The following is an 18,833-nucleotide window of genomic DNA, read 5'->3' as shown; positions in this document are numbered from 1 at the left end:
GACGGGGCGGCTTCGCGCTTCAGGGTTTGGGGTCGGGGTTCTCCGTGTGCCCGTCGACCGCGATGATCTGGCCCGATACGAGCCGCGCGGCGGGGGAGGCGAGGAAGACGGCCATTGCCGCCACATCCGCCCCCGTCACGAAACTGCGCATCGAGCTGCCCGCGACATAGCCCGCGCGGATCGCCTCGGGGCTGACGCCCTTGGCCGCCGCCTCGCGGTCGATCACGCCGTCCATCCGGGGCCCCTCGACCGGGCCGGGGCAGATCGCATTCGCGCGGATGCCGTAGGGCCCGAGTTCCATCGCCACCGTCTTCATCAGCCCGTTCACCCCCCATTTCGCCGCCGCATAGGGCGCGCGGTTCGGGAAGCCGTATTGCCCGGCGGTCGACGAGGTGAAGATCATCGCGCCCGCGCCGGCCGCCTTCATCATCGGCGCGGCGTATTTCGCCGAGAGGAACGCGCCGCCCAGCGTCACGCCGAGGCAGGCGTTCCAGCCGTCGAGCGGCTGATCCTCGATCAGCGCGGTGGGGCCGGCGGTGCCCGCGTTGGCGCAAAGCACGTCGAGCCCGCCCCAGATCTCGGCAATCGCCGCGAAGAGGGCGGCGACCTGATCCTCGTCCGACACATCGACGTGGGAGCCGCGCAGGTCGCTGACCGCGCCGAGGGCGGCGGCATCGGCATCGGCGATCCAGACCTCCGCCCCCGCCGCCTCGAAGGCGCGGGCCATGGCGAGGCCGATCCCGCTGGCCCCTGCCGTGATCAGAACCCTCTGGGCCATCTATTTCACCGCGCCGGCGGCCATGCCCTTGATGATGTAGCGTTCGAGCAGGACGCCCACGACGATCAGCGGCAGGATCGCCGCCGCCGACAGCGCGGCCATCGACCACCAGTTGATGCCCTGGCTGCCGGTCTGGCTGGCGACCATCACGGGCAGCGTCTTGGCGTCGCTTGCGGTCAGAAGCGCGGCGAAGAAATATTCGTTCCACGTCAGCACGAGGCAGAGGATGAAGGCCGCGACCATGCCGGGCAGCGCGATGGGCAGGACGATCGTCAGGAACGCGCCCCAGATCGACAGGCCGTCGACCAGCGCGGCCTCTTCGAGTTCGACGGGGATCGACAGGAACTGATCCCGCATGATCCAGATGACGATGGGCAGGACGGTGAGCGCGTAGAGCAGGATCAGCCCGATCCGCGTGTCGAGCAGCGCCAGTTCCCGGTAGAGGACGAGGAAGGGCAGGGCGAGCACCACCGGCGGCAGGATCAGCTGGCTGAGGAAGAAGAACGAGATATCGGGGTTCCGCATGAAGCCGAAGCGGTAGCGGAAGCGCGAGAGCCCGTAGGCCGCCATCGAGCCCAGCGCAACCGCAAGCGCCGAGGCCGAGAGCGCGGTGATGGCGGAATTCATGAAGCGCAGGAGAAACTCCTCCCGCACCGTGGATTCCTGGCCGATCAGGCGGGGCGACAGCCCGAGGCTTTCCCAGCCGCGCCAGTTCGGCTGGAAATCCACGAAGGGGATCATGTGGCCCTGCATCACGTTCGGGGCCATCTTGAAGCTTGTCGTGATCGTCCAGTAGATCGGGAAGAGGCACACGACCGTCCAGAAGATCAGGATGCCGTAGATCGCGATGCGCGAGGCCCACCATTTCACGGGGGGCGGCCGGTCATCGGGGTGATCGTGGAAGATCTGGGTGCTGTCTGCCATGGCTGCGGCCTAGTATTTCGGGTTCATCCAGCGATCCACCAGCTTCATGAACACGGTGATCGCGACGACGATGAGGACGAGATAGACGATCGCCAGAAGCGTGCCGTAGCCCACGTTCGAACGGTCGCGGTATTCGCGGAAGATGAAGCTTGTGACGCTGTCGGTCGCGCCGCCGGGGCCGCCGGAGGTGACGTTGATGATGATATCCGCGAGCTTCAGCTTGAAGATGATGCGAATGAGGATCGCGGTGATCGAGACCGGGAGCATCAGGGGAAAGGTGACTTCCCAGAACCCGCGCCAGCCCGAGGCACCGTCGACGCGGGCGGCCTCCTGCACATCCTTCGGGATCGCCTGCAGGCCCGCCAGAAGCATGATCATCATGAAGGGAATATAGGTCCAGGCATCCATCATCATGATCATGGCGCGGGCCATTTCGGGATCGCCGAAGAACGAGGGCCGGTCCCATCCAAGCCAGCGGGCGAGGCGGGCGAGGGGGCCGAAGCGGATTTCCATCATCGACTTGCCGACCATCCAGCTGACCGCGACGGGCGAGAGCATCAGGGGCATGAGGAAGGCCACGCGGAAGAACTTGCGCGCCTTGATCTGGCTGGCGAGGATCAGGGCGAGGCCGAAGGCGATGGCATATTCCACGAGGATCGCCAGCGTGTAATAGACCATGTTTTTCAGGGCGTTCCAGTAGAACGGATCGCCCCACATCTGGCGGATGTTGTCGAGCCCGTTGAACTTGCGGCCATCGGGGCTTGAGAGGTTCCAGTCGGAGAATGCGATGCCGAGGGCGAAGATCAGCGGGAAGATCACCATGGCCACGACGAAGAGCGTGGCGGGCAGGATGAAGAGGGTGCGCTTGCCCTTCTCGCCGTAAAGCACCACCTGCGCGATGCAGAGGCAGGTGGCCCAGAAGAGATAGGCGTAGAGCGCGGGCCGCCAGTTCTGAACCTCCATCGCGATGCGGCCCGTCTCGGCCAGCCCGAGGATCAGGAAGGCCGCGACCATCACGCCGAAGGAGCCCCATATCAGCGTCTTGCCCAGCGCACGGCGCGCCGGGGTGATTTCGTCGGATGTCACGACGTGCAGAAGATCGCCCTCACCAGTCATGCTAGCATGTTAGGTAGCTCTGCGCCGGCGGGGAAGAGGTTTTCGCACTCAGTGCGTCAGCGGGACGGCACCGACAGCTCGAACCGGCAGGCATGGCCTGGCCCCAGCGCGCCGCAATCGACCTCGCGGCACATCGCATCGGGGTGGACGAGGACGGCGTAGAGCCGGGCGAAGACGCCCGAATGCCAGTCGCAGAGGCAACCCGCGCTGGCCTCGCCCCGGATGATCGGGTTGTTCGCGATCTCGAAGGACCAGGGCGAGAGCACGGTGAACCGGCCCGAGCCCGCGAAGGTCCAGGCGTGGCGGGCGATGGCGTGGCTGAGCGCCCGGGCCGAGGGGCCGGGGGGCAGGCATTTCAGCAGCATCCGCGCCGGGGCCGGGATGCGGTGGGCGAGGATGTAATCGGCGGTGCGGTAGCCCGCCTCGGTCGCCATGCGGGGCGCGAGGTCGGGTTCTTCGATGCGAAGCTGGCGGTGCAGGCGGGCGGCGTCGCCTTCGGGGATCATCATGCGCCCGTCGGGCACGGAGAAAAGCCCCGCGCGGGTCATCATCGCGACGACCCGTTCGGTGCCGCCCAGCGCCTCGATCACCGGGATCATCTGAAGAATGGCGTTCGGGCCGATCAGCGCGCCGGTTGCGGTGCGGCCATCCTCAGGCATCCTCCATCTGCTGATCGCCGCCGCCGCAGGCGCGGGCCGCCGCGCGCTCTTTCATCTGGGCGCGCACCGCCTCGCGGCGTTCGGCGGCCTTTGCGGCGCGGTCGGCCGAGGCCTCCCAGTCGTCAAGCTGGGCTTCGGCGATCGTGCGGGTTTCGTCGAAGTGGAAATCGACCGTACCTTTCGTCTGGGGGCCCCAATACCCGGCCTTGCCGAGATCGTAGAAGCTGCGCCGGACGCCCGCGCGGAGGAAGGCGTAGAGGCAGCCCAGAAGGTAGCGGCGGCGGAAGCCCGTGCCGCGCCAGGGGTAATGGAAGAGCGCCTTTCGCGAATAGAAGCGGCGGTAGTTGTTCATCACGCCGTCGAGGAGTTCGCCGCGTTCCATCGCCGCGGGTTTCATGATCGGGGTGACGAAGTTGTATTTCGAGAAATCGTAGATCTCGACCTGATCCTTGAGTTCCTGGAAGAGCGGCGTGAAGGGCCAGGGCGTGTACATCGACCAGTTGGCGAGATCGGGCTGCCAGTCCCAGGCCATGCGGTAGGTTTCTTCGAGCGTCTCGGGCGTTTCGTTGTCGAGCCCGACGATGAACTGGGCCTCGACGAGGATATCGGCCTCACGCAGAAGGCGGATCGCCGTCTTGTTTTCCTCGACCTTGGTTTCCTTGTTGAAGATGTCGAGCTTCATCTGGGCCGCGGCCTCGGTGCCGAGGGAGACATGGACGAGCCCCGCCTTGCGGTAGAATTTCAGCAGATCCTTGTCGCGGTAGATATCGGTCACGCGGGTGTTGATGCCCCATTTCACGCGGCGCGGCAGGTCGCGGGCGATCAGCTCCTCGCAGAAGGCGACGAATTTCTTCTTGTTGATAGTGGGTTCCTCGTCGGCGAGGATGAAGAAGCCGACGCCGTGGTTTTCCACCAGATCCTCGATCTCGTCGACGACGTCTTTCGGCTCGCGCACCCGGTAATCGCGCCAGAACTTCCATTGCGAGCAGAAGGAGCAGGTGAAGGGGCAGCCGCGGGCGAGGTTCGGGATCGCGACGCGGGTGTTCAGGGGCAGGTAGATGTATTTCGACCAGTCGAGGATCGCCCAGTCGGGTTTGATCTTCGAAAGATCCTTGACGGTGGAGGCGGCGGGGGTGGCCACGATCTCGCCCCCGTCGAGGAAGGCGAGGCCGCGGATCCTGTGGCGGTCGGCGGGCCAGCGGCCGTCTTCGATGGCGAGCATCAGTTCGGTGCAGATCTCTTCCCCTTCGCCGCGCACGATGACATCGACCCAGGGGGCTTCGGAGAGAACCTGTTTGAACATGAAGGTGGCGTGGACGCCGCCCAGGACGCGGACCGCACCCGGCACGGTATCGCGGGCGAGTTTCAGCACCTCTTCGGCGCGGTAGATCGACGGGGTGATGGCGGTGACGCCCACGACGTCGGGCTTCAGATCGGCCATGCGGGCGGCGAGATCTTCGTCGGAGATGTCATCGGTCATCGCGTCGATGAAATGGACGTCGTCGAAGCCCGACTGCCGCAGGTGGCCGGTGAGATAGGCGACCCAGGCCGGGGGCCATGTGCCCGCGATTTCGGCACCGCCGGACCGATAATTGGGGTGGACGAAGAGAATGCGCATGTCAGACCTCCCAATCTGTCAAGTTAAATTGACAGATGAGTGTCTGCTTGCATTGACATAGATCAATGTCGCAGGGGGCGGTGCGACCCGCCCCCCGGGACCCCCACACAATCCTGTAGGCCTATTTCACGGCGCCGTAGGAGCCGATGTAGTTCCAGTTCGCGGTGCTGGAATCGAAGGTTCCGCCGACCTCGGGCGCGAACTGGCCGTAGAAGGTGCCTTGGGATGTGCCCGAAACCTCGGTGCCGTCGATCGTCGCGATGAAGCCGTTGTTGGCGATATCGGCCGGTGCGGTGCTGGAGAAATCGAGATCGCCGAGCGGCGCGAGACCGGCCGCGGCGTTCAGGCGCTCGCCCGACGTGCCGCTGCTGGAAATCTCGGCCTTGGTGAAGTTCTGCGATGTCGTCACCGCGACGGTGGACTGGGTTTCCCAAAGCTCGCCCGTTGTCTTGTCGACCGCGATGCCCAGGGAGTTGCCCATGTAGGTTCCGTCGGCCGTCTGGGTCGTCGTCGTCTTGACGCCGGTGGTGCCCGCGCCGATCGTTCCGCTGCCGGAGTTGAGCCCGGTGACCCAGGCGCCGTAATTCTGGTATTCGAACCCGTTATTGTAGGGGTTCGCGGTGCGAATGCGCGTGCGATCCGCCGTTGCCGTCGTTTGCGCCACGATGGGGTCGGTGGCGGTGATCGTGCCGTCGGCGGTGGAGACACCGGCCGTCGTCCCCCCGGTCGTGAATTCCATGGAGGTGAGTGCGCCGCTTTCGATCCGCAGCTGGGCGGTGACCGGCTGTGGCCCCGTCGTGCCGGCGGCCGTGATCGGGCCGTCGTCGTTGCCGTCCTTGGCGTTCGTGTTGTTGTTCAGCGCCTGGGTGGTGTCGGCGGCGACGGCGGAGCCCTCAAGCTCGACCTGCGCGTTGGCCGGAACGGCGGACCAGCTTTGGAACGGCATGTATCCGCCCCGGAAGAACACCGAGTTCGTGCCACCGCATCCCGTAAGGGCAATCGCGGTGAGTAGACATAAGCTGCGCGTGACGACCATCGAGCCACTCCTTCTGATTTCTTACGGCTGCGGCGGCCCGATCCGGGGCTGGCGCGGTATCCTGCGGATCGTCAGATCCGGGCCGCCCCAATTCCCCTTTGCAGTTGCCCCCCCCAAACACGCATAGTGTTCGTAAACAAATCATAGACTTGGATGTCGAGTTGAAATTGCGCCAGATCAATTCCCGAAGCTTTTTACCGGTCCTGCGGCTTTGCGCTGCGCTTCTGGTCGCGGCCTGCCTCTGGGGTCAGGCCGCCCCGGGACAGGCGCAGAGCCTGGCGGAGCAGCAGGCCATCGAAGCGCGGTTTGTGCGCGGTCTGACCTTGCTTGACGGCGGCCGGCCCGACGCGGCGATCGCGATCTTCAGCGCGATCCTGGCGGAGGATCCGGGCCTCGTGCGGGTGCGTCTCGAACTGGCGCGAGCCTATTTCGCCGCCGGGCGCTGGCAGGAGGCGCGGCGGGAGTTCTTCCTGGTGCTGTCGGGCGACATCCCCGACCCGGTGCGGCAGACGGTGCTGGGCTTTGTGCGGGCGATCGACGCGCGCCGCGGCTTCGACTGGGATCTGTCGCTGGCGCTGACCCGCGCGGGCGATGGACGCAGCTATGCCTCGGACGTGCTGTTCGCCGATCTGGGCCCCGGGCCGCCGGTGCCCTTCGTGCTGAACCGGCGCGGATCGGGCGGGATCGGCCTGGCCTATGACATTTCCGCCGAAATCCGGGCCGCGGTGCCGGGCCTGTCGGGCCGCGCGTCACGGGTGACGGGGTTCGGCGAGGTCTTCGCCTTCGGGATCGAGGCGCCGGGGCGCCGCTTCGACGACAGGACGCTGGGCCTGCGCACCGGGCTTCGCCTCGCGGCGGCGCGGCGCACCGCGTTCGCCGGCCTGGCCTATGACACGACCCGGGAAGGCGGCGCGACGGTGGAGCGGGAGCTGCGGCTGGAACTGGCCGCGGACCGGCGCGACCGGCGGGGCCGGTCGGTCTTCGGCCGGCTGGAGGCCGGGGTGACCGAAGACCCGAGCCTGACGAGGTCGGACACCCGGTTTCTGCGCGGCACGCTTGGGGTCGGGCGGACGTTCGGCGGCAACCGGTCGGTCGACCTGCGGCTGTTCGGCGAGATCGTCGATGCCGAGCGGGACGTGGAGGACAGCCGCGAAATCGGGCTTCGGATCGGCGGGGCCGCCGACCTGCCGTTCGGCATCCGGCTTGCCCCGTCGGCCTTCGTGTCGCGGAAGCACTTTCCCGATCCGAACCCGGTCTTCGTCGACAGCCCCGACGAGCGGAGCTTTGGCGTGTCGCTGCGGGTGGAGAAGACCGACTGGTTCATCGGCCCCGGGGCGCGGCCCTTCGCCGAGATCGGATATCTGCGCACCGACAGCGATGCCGCCGCCTTCAGCCATGACGAGCTTGTCTATCGGCTGGGGTTCGAGCGGCGGTTCTGAGGGCGCTCAGGGCTCGGACGAGGCGAGGACGTCCGCGATACGGTCGGCAAGGCGAAGGGCGAGGGCGACGATGGTGAGCGTCGGGTTGGCCCAGCCCGGGGTGGGGAAGACCGAGCTTCCGGCGATGTAGAGATTGGCGATGCCGTGGACGCGGGCCTGGGCGTCGACCACGCCCTCTTCGGGCCGGGCGGCCATGCGGGTGGTGCCCATGTGATGCTTGCCGCCGGTGAGGGAGGCGGGCCAGGGCTGGCCCGGCCCGATGCCGGGGCCGGTGATCGTGGTGCCCGTTGCCGCGAGGCGTTGGCGGATCTCGGCCAGAAGCCGGCCGGGCCCGGCCTTGTCGGCCTCGGGCACCTGCCAGTGCACCGCGGCCCGGGGCAGGCCCAGCGCGTCGCGTTCCGCGGAGAGGTGCACGCGGCTTTCGGGATCGGGCGTCGTTTCGGCGAAGAGGCGAAGCGCGGTGCGGCGGCCCCCGCGCGCGGCTGTGAGAGCGCGGAGGGCAATGAGCGCCGCCGTCCGATCGGGCCGCCGGGCCAGTGCGGCGAGATCGCCCCAGGTGTCGGCGTCGCGGAAGCGTTCGCCGCGCGCGATCTGCGCGAGGCGGGCGAGCGCCTGGCCCTGATCCGTGGCGACCCTGGGGTGGAGGACGTAATCGGGCTGTTCGGTGAAGAAGGCGGCGGCGGCGTTCGCGCCTTCGGGCCGGAGGCGCAGGGCAAGGAAGCCGCCTGCCGCCTGCCGCTGTGCCGCGAGCGAGGGGATGGTGAGGCGGGCAAGGGCTGGTGCGGTGCCCGACACCACGCCCGCATCCATATAGGCGTGATCCATGAAGAAGCGGCCCACGAGATCGTGGCCGTTGCCGATGCCCTTCGGCATCTGCCGGTTGGCGGCGAGGAGGAGGCGGGCGTTTTCCACCCCGCCCGTGGCCAGCACCGTCAGCGCCGGTTCGCAGCGGAGGCTGCGGTTGCCGGGGAGGCGGGCGGTGACGGCCTCGACCCGGCGGTGCTGGGCATCGAGGGTGAGATCGGTGACGGCGGCCCCGAGGAGGATGCGGGGCGCGGGGCGGCCGGGCGCGAGGAGGTGATCGGCGAAGTTCCCGACCGCGGTGAGGCGGACTTCGGCCAACGCCGCCTGCCCCTGTGGCAGGGCGTCGCCGGGATCGAGCCGGGCACGGACCGCGCCGTTTTCGGGCAGGTCGAGCAGGCGGGCGGCGCGGGCATAGCCTTCGGCAAGGTCGGATTTCGCGATGGGCCAGGCGGGCACACCGGGGGCGCGGCCCGTGAAATCGGCCTCTTCGAGTTCGACGCACTGGCCTGTCCAGAACACCGTCGACCCGCCCAGCGCGCGGAACCGGCTGTAGGCGTAGGAGTGGTTGGGCGTGCCGCTGCGCTCTGCGCGGCAGGCGGCCTGGCCCGCGCGGTCGGGCCGTTCGCCCCCCGCTTCGAGGATCAGGGTGGGGATGCCGCGTTCGGCGAGTGCCGTGCCGAGCGTCAGCCCCGCCGCGCCCGCGCCGATGATGCAGACCGTCGGGCGCAGCACCTCGCCATCGGACAGCGCGCCCGCGTCTTCGGCAACGGGCGCCGTCACGCGCGCCGCCCCTACCAGCCGCCGCCCCCGCCGCCGCCGCCCCCGCCGCCGGAAAACCCGCCCCCGCCCGAGAAGCCCGAGGAGGAGCTGTCGGTGCGGGGCAGGCTGGCGGTGAAGCTGTCGCTCATCGACGAGGTGAGATTGCCGAGATTGCTGGGGAAGAGGCGCCCGTTGCCGAGGCCGCCGTGGTACCAGGTCGGGGAATAGCCTGTCCCCGCGACCGCGCCGGTCGCCACCGCCGTACGGAGCCAGGACCGGAAGGCTTGCGTCCAGGGTTTCTCGACCCCGAGCGCCATGGCGTAGGGCAGGAGTTTCTCGAAATGGCGGGGCGACATTTCGGGCGCGCCGGCCATGTTCATGCGATCCTCTTCCGCCACCGAAAGGTAGTGGCGGAGCCCCGCGATCTCGGTCGTGCGCTCCTGGCCGAGGGGCGTGGGCGCGCCGAGGAGGTGGAAGAAGAAGAGGTTGACGAGGGCGAGCCCGACGAGGGCGAGGAAGGGCCGGGCATCCTCGACCAGCGGCCAGAGAAGGCCGAGCCCCACCACGACCGCCACGGTCAGGAGCCCGACGAGGAAGAAGCCGACGAAGGCGGCCTCGATCTTGCCGGTGAGGCCCATGGTCAGGCGCTTCACCAGCTTGATTGCGACCGAGAGGAAGATGCTGCCGAAGACCAGCGCGGGGATCATCGTGCCCACCGCGTCGGGATCGAACCCGCCGAAGACCACCGTCAGCACGACGCCAGCGACCGTCAGGACGATGCCGAGGATCACCCAGAACAGGTTGGTGCGGTAGAAGACGTTGCGGTGTTCGTTCTCCATCGCGTGGTTGAAGGCGTAGCCGAGGGCCGCGATCGTCTTGCCGTTCGAGGCGGAGATGGTGAGCGTGCCGTTTTCTTCCCGCAGCTTGCGCATGATCGCGGCCTCGCCCACGGGGAAGGTGACGTTGCGCTGGGGTTTTGCGGTGCGTCTGAGGGTGATGGTGTCGCCGATTTCGCTGAATTCGAGATAGCCCTTTACGGCGAGGCTGACGGCGGCGGCCGAAATCGCCTCGTACCCCCCGCCTTTCAGCCCCTTGTTCCAGACGTAATGCGCGAGCGCCGGCGACACGCCTTCGGGCAGATCCCAGCGCGGCACCATCACGCCTTTCGGCGGATCGCGGCCCACGGCGCGCCAGGCGAAAAGGTAGTAGAGGAACACCACGGCCGTCACGAGGGCGGGGATCACGAGGCCCCGGTTGTCGCGCAGGAACCACGCGCGCAGCTGTTCTGCCGTGGGCGCGGCGATCACGCCCTTTTCGACCGCGACGACGGCGGTCAGCCCTTCGCGTTTCGCGAGGGGGGCGGTGGTTTCGAACGTGACCTCGCGGAGGTCGTTCGAGATCGTCCAGCGGGCGTTCTGCGCGTCGGAGCCGTAGGGGCCGGTATAGGCCGTCGCCTCCACCGCGCCGGGGGCGGGCAGGCGGATCGTGGCGGTGGCGTTCAGGATCGGGAAGGCCCATTCGGTGCCGGTGGCGTTCCAGTAGATCTCATCCCGCCCGTCGAAGAAGCGCACCTGCCGGTCGGTGCGGTAGGTGAGCACATAGGTGTAGACGCCGGGATCGAGGAAGACGTTCGAGCGCCCGAGATAGACGCGGGAAAAGCGGCTGCGCTTTTCGAGGCGGAAGGTTTCGCGCGCGCCGTCGCGGGTGGCGGAGAGCACGGTGAACCCGGCATTCGCGACCTGCCCGCCCCGATCGGTGAAGGTGGTGGGGAAATCGCGGTAGATGCCGCGGCGGATCGATTTGCCCTCGGCCCGGACGCGGACGGTTTCGGTGACGAGGAAATCGCCGTTTTCCTGAACCTCTACGAGGCTGTCGAAAGACAGGATCTCTTCCGCCGCGAGCACGGGGAGGGCGAGGACAAGCCAGGCGAGGCTGGCCGCAAGCCAGAGGAGCGCGGGGCGAAGCGTCACGTTCAGAAGGCGACCTGGGGCAGGGCGCGGTCGGCGGGATCCTCGAGTTCGAAATATTCCGCCTGCTGGAAATCGTAGCGGTTGGCCACGAGGTTCGAGGGAAACGCCTCGACCTTGACGTTCAGTTCGCGGACCGAGCCGTTGTAATAGCGCCGCGCCATCTGGATTTCGCTTTCCAGCGTTTCGAGCGACGTCTGGAGATCGCGGAAATTCTCGTTGGCCTTCAGGTCGGGATAGGCCTCGGCCACCGCGAAAAGCTTGCCCAGCGCCTGGGACAGCATGCCTTCGGCCGCCGCGCGATCGGCCACGTTGCCTTCGGGGATGGCGGCGGCGCGGGTGCGCATTTCCGTCACCTCGCGCAGCGCATCCTTTTCGTGGGCGGCGTAGCCCTTCACCGTCTCGACCAGGTTCGGGATCAGATCGGAGCGGCGTTTGAGCTGCACGTCGATCCCGCTCCAGGCCTCGCGCACCATCTGACGGGCGCGGACGAGGGCGTTGTAGAGGACGATGCCGTAAAGGACGATCAGGGCGGCGAGGCCGAGAAGGACGAGGAGGGTCGTCAGCATGGGCGGGGGCTCCCACTTCGGGTTGTTCGGCGCGAGTTTAGCGGAGGTTCGGGGGGGCGGGCCACCGTGTTCGGCAAGAAGCGGGCGGCTGTGGCGCGGGATCCGCAAAGGGGGCCGTGGGGCGGGAAATGTGGCAAATGTGAGGCGGATTACATACGCGAGGGGCGCGAATCGGCAAAGTGGGGACAGATTGTTTCGATACCGTGGAGAGCACCGATGACCGCCAGCACCGCCTTCAAAGTGATTTCGGCCGGGGCCGCGATGTATTCGGTCTTCTACTTCGGCCTCGTCCTGCAGACGGCGCTGGGGCAGGCCACGGCCATCGTCTTCTGATCCTGTTTCGTTTCCTCCCTGCACTGGATGGGCCGGCTTTGTGCCGGCCCTTTATTTCGCTATGGGAGAAGTCCCGTCGTCAAACCAGGGAACTTGCGTGGCTCTTACCTACCATCCCTCCCGGGGATCGATTGTAACGGTTCGGTTCGAGCCCGGTTTCGTTCCGCCCGAGATGGTCAAACGACGACTGGCGGTCGTTCTTTCGCCCGCGATCCGCAATCGACCCGGCCTTTGCACCGTGGTTCCGTTGAGCACCACCGATCCCGAGGAGGGAAAGGTGATGCCCTATCACTACAAGTTTCGCGCAGGGTTCGAGATGCCCAAGGAATGGGGGGATATCGAGCGATGGGTGAAAGGCGACATGGTTTGCACCGTTGGATGGCATCGAGTGGATTTGTTGAGGTTGGGCAAGCGCTTGGATGGCTCGCGGATCTATCAGAAGAGCACGATTTCCGATGCGGATTTCGCGCAGGTGCAGCGCTGCGTTCTGCATGGTCTCGGTCTCTCAACTTTGACAAAGCACATATGACTGCCTATATTCTTTCGCGTGGCGGCTCTGCTCTTGTCATCCGCATTAAGACCCCACCAGGGGCCGCTGGCCGAGGCGGCGAAAGCAAGCTGCAGGCCAGCGCTGTAAGGCCCCGCTCCGGCGGGGCCTTTGCTTTTCTGGCTGGGTGGCCGGACTTCCGGACGCCCCCCTCACGCAAACTGCTCCCTTATCAGCCGTTCCTCGAGCCCGTGGCCCGGGTCGAAGAGGATGCGGTGGCGGATCTCGGGTTCGCTGCGGATCTCGACGGTTTCGACGTCGCGGACGGGGCGGCCGTCGGCGTCGGCCATGACCGGGCGCTTGGCGGGGTTCAGCACCTCGAACTTCACATGCGCCGCCTTCGGCAGGATCGCCCCGCGCCAGCGGCGGGGGCGGAAGGCCGCGACCGCCGTCAGCGCCAGAACGCCCGAGCCGATCGGCAGGATCGGCCCGTGGGCGGAATAGTTGTAGGCCGTCGAGCCCGCCGGCGTGGAGAGCAGCGCGCCGTCGCAGACAAGCTCTTCCATCCGCACCCGGCCATCGACCGAGATTCGGAGTTTCGCCGCCTGCGGCCCCGCGCGCAGAAGCGAGACCTCGTTGATCGCGAGCCCTTCGTGCACCGTGCCGTCGGTGGTGACGGCGCGCATGGCGAGCGGGTTGATCACCGCCTCTTCCGCCGCAGAGAGGCGTTCGATCAGCCCGTCTTCGTCGAATTCGTTCATCAGGAAGCCGATGGTGCCGCAGTTCATGCCGTAGACCGGCGTGTCGCGATCCATCGTGGCGTTCAGCGTTTCCAGCATGAAGCCGTCGCCGCCCAGCGCCACGATCACATCCGCCCGGTCGGGATCGGCCTGGCCGTAGCGCGCCGTGAGGCGGGCGAGGGCGGATTGCGCCGTCTCGGTTTCGCTGGCGCGGAAGGTGATGGATGTGGCGCCCGGCATGTCCCTCTCCCCGAGGGGCAGAGGCCCCGTCGTCTGGCCCCAAGTCTTTGCCCCTTCGCCCGGGATTGGCAACCCGCGCGGGGCGGCGGGGCGTGCCAAAGCGTCGGATTCGCCCCTTTTGCGACCCCGCCATCCGCGATATAGCGGCGCGAGCCCAGACCTCCCAAGGAGTGACGCCATGAACGCCCCCCATCGCGATGCCGGTTTCTTCACCGAGCCCCTGTCGTCCCGCGACCCCGAGCTTTTCGGGGCGATCGAGAAGGAATTCGAACGCCAGCAGACCGAGATCGAGCTGATCGCGTCGGAAAACATCGTGAGCCGCGCCGTGCTGGAGGCGCAAGGCTCGGTGCTGACGAACAAATATGCCGAGGGCTATCCCGGCCGGCGCTATTACGGCGGCTGCCAGTTCGTCGATATCGCCGAGGAGCTGGCGATCGAGCGGGCGAAGCAGCTGTTCGGCTGCGGGTTCGCGAATGTGCAGCCGAATTCGGGAAGCCAGGCGAACCAGGGCGTGTTCCAGGCGCTGATCCAGCCCGGCGACACGATCCTGGGCATGAGCCTCGACGCGGGCGGGCACCTGACCCATGGCGCGAAGCCCAACCAGTCGGGCAAGTGGTTCAACGCCATTCCCTATGGCGTGCGCGAGGATACGCTGGATGTGGATTACGACCAGATCGCGGATCTGGCGCAGGAACATCAGCCGAAGCTGATCATCGCGGGCGGATCGGCCATCCCGCGCCAGCTTGATTTCGCGCGCTTCCGCGAGATTGCCGACAGCGTGGGGGCCTGGCTTCTGGCCGACGTGGCGCATTACGCGGGGCTGATCGCGGCGGGCGTCTACCCTTCGCCCTTCCCGCATGTGCATGTGGCGACGACGACGACGCACAAGACGCTAAGGGGCCCGCGCGGCGGCATGATCTTGACGAATGACGAGGCGATCGCGAAGAAGGTGAATTCGGCGATCTTCCCCGGCATCCAGGGCGGGCCCTTGATGCACGTGATCGCCGCGAAGGCCGTGGCCTTCGGCGAGGCGCTGCGCCCCGAGTTCAGGAGCTACCAGGAACAGGTGATCAAGAACGCCCAGGCGCTGGCCGCCGCGCTTGTCGAGGGCGGGCTTGATATCGTCACCGGGGGCACGGACAGCCACCTTCTTCTCGTCGACCTGCGCCCCAAGAGCGTGAAGGGCAACGCCACCGAAACCGCGCTGGGCCGGGCCCATATCACGGTGAACAAGAACGGCATTCCCTTCGACACCGAGAAGCCGACGATCACGAGCGGCATCCGCCTTGGTTCGCCCGCCGGGACGACCCGGGGCTTCGGCGAGCCCGAGTTCCGCCAGATCGGCGCGTGGATCGTGCGGGTGGTCGACGGGCTGGCGAAGACCGCCGGCGAGGGCGACCTGATGGCCGAAGAGGCGGTGAAGGCCGAGGTGCTGGATCTGTGCAGGAAATTCCCGATCTACGGGGGGTAGGGCGATCGCGCTTGCGCTGAACAGCGTGACGGAAGGGTCGGGCCCCCGGGTTCTGATCGCGCACGGGCTTTACGGGTCGGCGCGGAACTGGGGCGTGATCGTCAGGCGGCTGAGCGATGCCTTCACCGTGACGGCGGTGGATATGCGCAACCACGGGCAAAGCCCCTGGGCCGAAAGCCATGGCTACGAGGATATGGCCGCCGATCTGGCGGAGGCGATCGGGGGGCGCGCCCATGTGGTGGGCCATTCGATGGGCGGCAAGGCCGCGATGGTGCTGGCGCTGACGGCGCCGGAGCGGGTGGATCGGCTGATCGTGGCCGATATCGCGCCGGTGGCGTATTCGCACACGCAGATCCAGTATATCGAGGCGATGCGGGGCGTGGATCTGTCGCGGGTAGAGACGCGGGGGGATGCTGACCGGCAACTGGCCGGTGTCGTGCCGGAGGAGGGCGTGCGGGCGTTCCTCTTGCAGTCGCTTGACGTGAAGGGGCGGCGGTGGCGGCTGAACCTCGACGTGCTGGCGCGCGAGATGGACCGGATCATCGGGTTTCCCGGGGATCTCGGGGGCGTGTTCGAGGGGCCGGCGCTGTTTCTGTCGGGGGCCGAGAGCGATTACGTGCGGCCGGAACACCGGGAGCGGATCAAGACGCTCTTTCCCAACGCGAAATTCGCGAAGATCCCGGGGGCGGGGCACTGGCTTCACGCCGAGAAGCCGCGGGAGTTCGAGGCGGCGGTAAGGGCGTTTCTGGGGGGGATGGGGTAGAGGCCGGGGGATGAGCCGCGGCAGCGCCAGACCGTGGGGTGGCGATCCGGAATGTGAGCGGCTTGGTTTATCCCCGCGGCCCCGGACGACGTATGGGCGGTGCGCCCGGCGGTGAGATATCGCCAGCCCGGGGGACGGTCTGGCGATGGCGCGGCGGCTGCGCCGCTATTCGCGCTGGGGAGAGTGAGTGAAATTACGTATGAAAGTGTTTCCTAGGTTAAGTGTGAAACTTGGCGTTCACAAAAAGGAAACGCCTGGAGCGAGCTAGTCATAGACGAAGCTTGGTTCTGCGACGAGCGGATCTTCGGGAATTCTCGCCAACAAGTACCTCAGAAGATCCACTGGCCATACGCAACCTAATTGTACACCTAATTCGTCTTCGCCAATGCGTCCGGAATAAACCCCCATCAAATAGTCCTCGTGTTCAAGTTCAACTCGTGACGGAACTTCGGTTAAAACCTTGTAAGTTCCCTTTCTTAGTATTACCGGTGATCCCGACATGCCTTCTCGAGTAGCAGTGTCCAGAAGAAATTTGTTATCTCCAGCGTAAGTGTTGTTTGGTTCTGACGCAATTGAAGCCCGCTTCCATATCGGGACACGCCCATCACCACGCATTCCGCGTGGGTAGCCGACAACAAAGCACTCATCGGTGACGTTGATGTGAGGTTGTGAATCAAGAAATCCGAAGGCGTTGTGGTCACGGTGTATTCGCGAACCTCCGACGTCGGGGACTTGATCCGGCATCTTGATCGGGAGAATTGCCAAATCACCTCTCAAGTTGCTCTCTGCTTCAGAGGCTAGATGGAAAAAATTGGCATTCTCCCCTCCATCAAGTAGCCTGTAACGAAATTTGCATGATGAAATTAGTACAAAACCCTCGCGTTCTGACGGGGTTGAAAACCTAAACTCAATATCAACAAAGTTCGGAAAGAATGAGCCAATCTGTCCACCATCTAGATCCATTCCAGAGAGGCAGTGAAAGTTTGTTACAAGAAACCAGCAACGATGGCTGTAGGAAAATATTCCAAAGCCAGTGCCTATGCTGTGTTTTTCGTGCTCTGAGCTATCGTCGAAAATACGACGCATGGTCAGTGGAAATACCGTGTCTGTAATTTTGTGATAGTCTCGCCACATCATGCGGCGAGATAAATCTGTCTTAATTTCAGTTTTTGGATCTCGCGCCAAATCCCAGTCTCCGCGGTTGAGGCAAGTGTCCTGCATGATATCGACAGAGACTCTTTGCTCCAACGAACTGTGTGGGCCCGCAATTGGCCTACGGCCAATCGCTTTCGCCCACTCGCCCTGAAGATGGACAGCTTAGCTGTCCATCTTCAGGGCGTTAATAAATGCCTCTTGAGGTATCTCGACCTTGCCGAACTGCCGCATCCGCTTCTTGCCCGCCTTCTGCTTCTCCAGCAGCTTCTTCTTCCGGGTCGCGTCGCCGCCGTAGCATTTCGCGGTCACGTCCTTGCGGAGGGCCGACAGGGTTTCGCGCGCGATTACCTTTCCGCCGATCGCCGCCTGGATCGGGATCTTGAACATGTGGCGGGGGATCAGATCCTTCAGCTTCTCGCACATCGCCCGGCCGCGCATTTCCGCACGGTCGCGGTGGACCATCATGGAAAGCGCATCCACCGGCTCGTCGTTGACGAGGATCTGCATCTTCACCAGGTTGTCCTGCCGGTAGCCGTGCATCTGGTAGTCGAAGGAGGCGTAGCCCTTCGTCACCGATTTCAGCCGGTCGTAGAAATCGAACACCACCTCGTTCAGGGGCAGATCGTAGACGACCATGGCGCGGGCGCCCGCATAGGTCAGATCCTCCTGGATCCCGCGCCGGTCCTGGCAGAGTTTCAGCACATCGCCCAGGTAATCGTCGGGCACGAGGATGGTGGCCTTGATCCGGGGCTCCTCGATATGGGCGACGGTGGTGGGGTCGGGCATGTCGGCGGGGTTGTGCAACTCCCGCATCGTGCCGTCCTTCATATGCACGTGGTAGATCACCGAGGGCGCGGTGGTGATCAGGTCGATATCGTATTCGCGTTCGATCCGGTCGCGGATCACCTCGAGATGGAGAAGCCCGAGAAACCCGCAGCGGAAGCCGAAGCCCAAGGCGGCGGAGGTTTCCATCTCGTAGGAAAAGCTCGCGTCGTTCAGCGCCAGTTTCTCGATCGCCTCGCGCAGATCCTCGAATTCGGCGTTGTCGACGGGGAAGAGGCCGCAGAACACCACCGGCTGCGCGGGCTTGAAGCCGGGAAGCGCCTTTGCGGTGGGTTTCTTGTCATGGGTGATCGTGTCGCCCACGCGGGTATCGCGCACCTGCTTGATCGAGGCGGTCAGAACGCCGATCTCGCCGGGGCCGAGTTCGGGGATATCCTTCATCTCGGGCTTCAGGACGGCGAGCTTGTCGACGCCGTACTTCGCGCCCGTCTGCATCATGCGGATCTGGTCGCCCTTGCGGATCACCCCGTCGATCACGCGGATCATGACGACGACGCCCAGATAGGCGTCGTACCAGCTGTCGACGAGCATCGCCTTCAGCGGCGCGTCGCGGTCGCCCTTCGGGGCGGGGAGGCGGGTGACGATGGCTTCCAGCACATCGGGGATGCCGAGGCCGGTTTTCGCCGAAATCTGCACCGCGTCGGAGGCGTCGATACCGATCACGTCCTCGATCTGTTCGGCCACGCGATCCACATCCGCCGCGGGCAGATCGATCTTGTTCAGCACCGGCACGATCTCGTGATCCGCGTCGATCGCCTGGTAGACATTGGCGAGCGTCTGCGCCTCGACCCCCTGGGAGGCGTCGACCACCAGAAGCGAGCCCTCGACGGCCTGCATCGAGCGCGACACCTCGTAGGCGAAGTCCACGTGCCCCGGCGTGTCGATCAGGTTGAGGATATAGGTCTGGCCGTCCTGGGCGGGGTATTCGATCCGCACCGTGTTGGCCTTGATGGTGATGCCGCGCTCGCGCTCGATATCCATGGCGTCGAGAAGCTGATCCTTCATGTCCCGCTCGGCCACCGTGCCGGTGAGCTGAATGAGCCGGTCGGCCAGGGTGGATTTCCCGTGGTCGATATGGGCGACGATGGAAAAATTGCGGATATGCGAAAGCTCGGTCATGGGCGAGGATATG

At 65.8% G+C, this 18,833-nt stretch carries 16 protein-coding genes; 4 read left to right on the top strand and 12 right to left on the bottom strand.

What is annotated here, in order from left to right; translation table 11 throughout:
• Positions 1–19: 19 nt before the first annotated feature.
• The 6 genes from RXV90_RS05460 to RXV90_RS05435 form a co-directional block, all read right to left on the bottom strand.
• Complete coding sequence (locus tag RXV90_RS05460; protein WP_316647406.1) at positions 20–778, bottom strand: SDR family oxidoreductase; 759 nt, start codon at positions 776–778, stop codon at positions 20–22.
• Positions 779–1,702: a carbohydrate ABC transporter permease gene (locus RXV90_RS05455; RefSeq protein ID WP_316647405.1), complete on the bottom strand. Its 924-nt coding sequence runs from the start codon at positions 1,700–1,702 to the stop codon at positions 779–781.
• A gap of 9 nt (positions 1,703–1,711) precedes the next feature.
• Positions 1,712–2,818, bottom strand: a complete 1,107-nt coding sequence (locus RXV90_RS05450; RefSeq protein WP_316647404.1) for a carbohydrate ABC transporter permease — start codon at positions 2,816–2,818, stop codon at positions 1,712–1,714.
• Positions 2,819–2,874: 56 nt separating this feature from the next.
• Positions 2,875–3,477: a bacteriochlorophyll 4-vinyl reductase gene (gene bchJ / locus RXV90_RS05445; protein ID WP_316647403.1), complete on the bottom strand. Its 603-nt coding sequence runs from the start codon at positions 3,475–3,477 to the stop codon at positions 2,875–2,877.
• Positions 3,470–5,095, bottom strand: a complete 1,626-nt coding sequence (gene bchE / locus RXV90_RS05440) for a magnesium-protoporphyrin IX monomethyl ester anaerobic oxidative cyclase (protein WP_316647402.1) — start codon at positions 5,093–5,095, stop codon at positions 3,470–3,472. Before bchE ends, bchJ begins: the two co-directional genes overlap by 8 nt.
• Before the next feature lie 121 nt (positions 5,096–5,216).
• On the bottom strand, positions 5,217–6,131 hold the full coding sequence (locus RXV90_RS05435; RefSeq protein WP_316647401.1) for a transferrin-binding protein-like solute binding protein: 915 nt from the start codon (positions 6,129–6,131) through the stop codon (positions 5,217–5,219).
• Between the two features lie 161 nt (positions 6,132–6,292).
• On the opposite strand from RXV90_RS05435, the gene RXV90_RS05430 reads away from it, so the two are divergent.
• Positions 6,293–7,570: a tetratricopeptide repeat protein gene (locus RXV90_RS05430; RefSeq protein WP_316647399.1), complete on the top strand. Its 1,278-nt coding sequence runs from the start codon at positions 6,293–6,295 to the stop codon at positions 7,568–7,570.
• A 6-nt stretch (positions 7,571–7,576) separates the two neighbouring features.
• Here the strand turns inward: RXV90_RS05430 and RXV90_RS05425 are convergent, their stop codons facing one another.
• Genes RXV90_RS05425 through RXV90_RS05415 form a run of 3 tightly spaced genes read right to left on the bottom strand, consistent with a single transcriptional unit; the run spans position 7,577 to position 11,669 of the window.
• The gene (locus RXV90_RS05425; RefSeq protein ID WP_316647398.1) at positions 7,577–9,154 is read right to left on the bottom strand and encodes a GMC family oxidoreductase; all 1,578 of its coding nucleotides are present in this window, start codon (positions 9,152–9,154) and stop codon (positions 7,577–7,579) included.
• 11 nt (positions 9,155–9,165) lie between these two features.
• Positions 9,166–11,103 carry a DUF2207 domain-containing protein gene (locus tag RXV90_RS05420; protein ID WP_316647396.1) on the bottom strand — a complete coding sequence of 646 codons (1,938 nt, stop codon included), beginning with the start codon at positions 11,101–11,103 and terminating at the stop codon, positions 9,166–9,168.
• Between the two features lie 2 nt (positions 11,104–11,105).
• Entirely contained in the window at positions 11,106–11,669 is a 564-nt protein-coding gene (locus RXV90_RS05415) for a LemA family protein (RefSeq protein WP_316647395.1), read from the bottom strand.
• 394 nt (positions 11,670–12,063) lie between these two features.
• Here RXV90_RS05415 and RXV90_RS05410 point away from each other — a divergent pair, with 394 nt between their 5' ends.
• Positions 12,064–12,531, top strand: a complete 468-nt coding sequence (locus RXV90_RS05410) for a type II toxin-antitoxin system PemK/MazF family toxin (protein ID WP_316647601.1) — start codon at positions 12,064–12,066, stop codon at positions 12,529–12,531.
• Between the two features lie 170 nt (positions 12,532–12,701).
• On the opposite strand, the gene RXV90_RS05405 is transcribed toward RXV90_RS05410, so the two are convergent.
• Positions 12,702–13,469, bottom strand: a complete 768-nt coding sequence (locus RXV90_RS05405) for an NAD kinase (RefSeq protein ID WP_316647394.1) — start codon at positions 13,467–13,469, stop codon at positions 12,702–12,704.
• Positions 13,470–13,647: 178 nt separating this feature from the next.
• Between RXV90_RS05405 and glyA the strand changes: the two genes are divergently transcribed.
• Complete coding sequence (gene glyA / locus RXV90_RS05400) at positions 13,648–14,940, top strand: serine hydroxymethyltransferase (protein WP_316647393.1); 1,293 nt, start codon at positions 13,648–13,650, stop codon at positions 14,938–14,940.
• 16 nt (positions 14,941–14,956) lie between these two features.
• Entirely contained in the window at positions 14,957–15,703 is a 747-nt protein-coding gene (locus RXV90_RS05395) for an alpha/beta fold hydrolase (RefSeq protein ID WP_316647600.1), read from the top strand.
• Positions 15,704–15,967: 264 nt separating this feature from the next.
• Here RXV90_RS05395 and RXV90_RS05390 read toward each other — a convergent pair whose 3' ends face one another.
• Positions 15,968–16,888 carry a trypsin-like peptidase domain-containing protein gene (locus RXV90_RS05390; protein WP_316647392.1) on the bottom strand — a complete coding sequence of 307 codons (921 nt, stop codon included), beginning with the start codon at positions 16,886–16,888 and terminating at the stop codon, positions 15,968–15,970.
• A gap of 132 nt (positions 16,889–17,020) precedes the next feature.
• Complete coding sequence (gene lepA / locus RXV90_RS05385) at positions 17,021–18,820, bottom strand: translation elongation factor 4 (protein WP_316647390.1); 1,800 nt, start codon at positions 18,818–18,820, stop codon at positions 17,021–17,023.
• Positions 18,821–18,833: the final 13 nt, after the last annotated feature.

It is taken from the genome of Ovoidimarina sediminis, assembly GCF_032586175.1.
Classification (GTDB): domain Bacteria; phylum Pseudomonadota; class Alphaproteobacteria; order Rhodobacterales; family Rhodobacteraceae; genus Ovoidimarina; species Ovoidimarina sediminis.
This window is presented reverse-complemented; position numbering and strand designations above follow the sequence as displayed.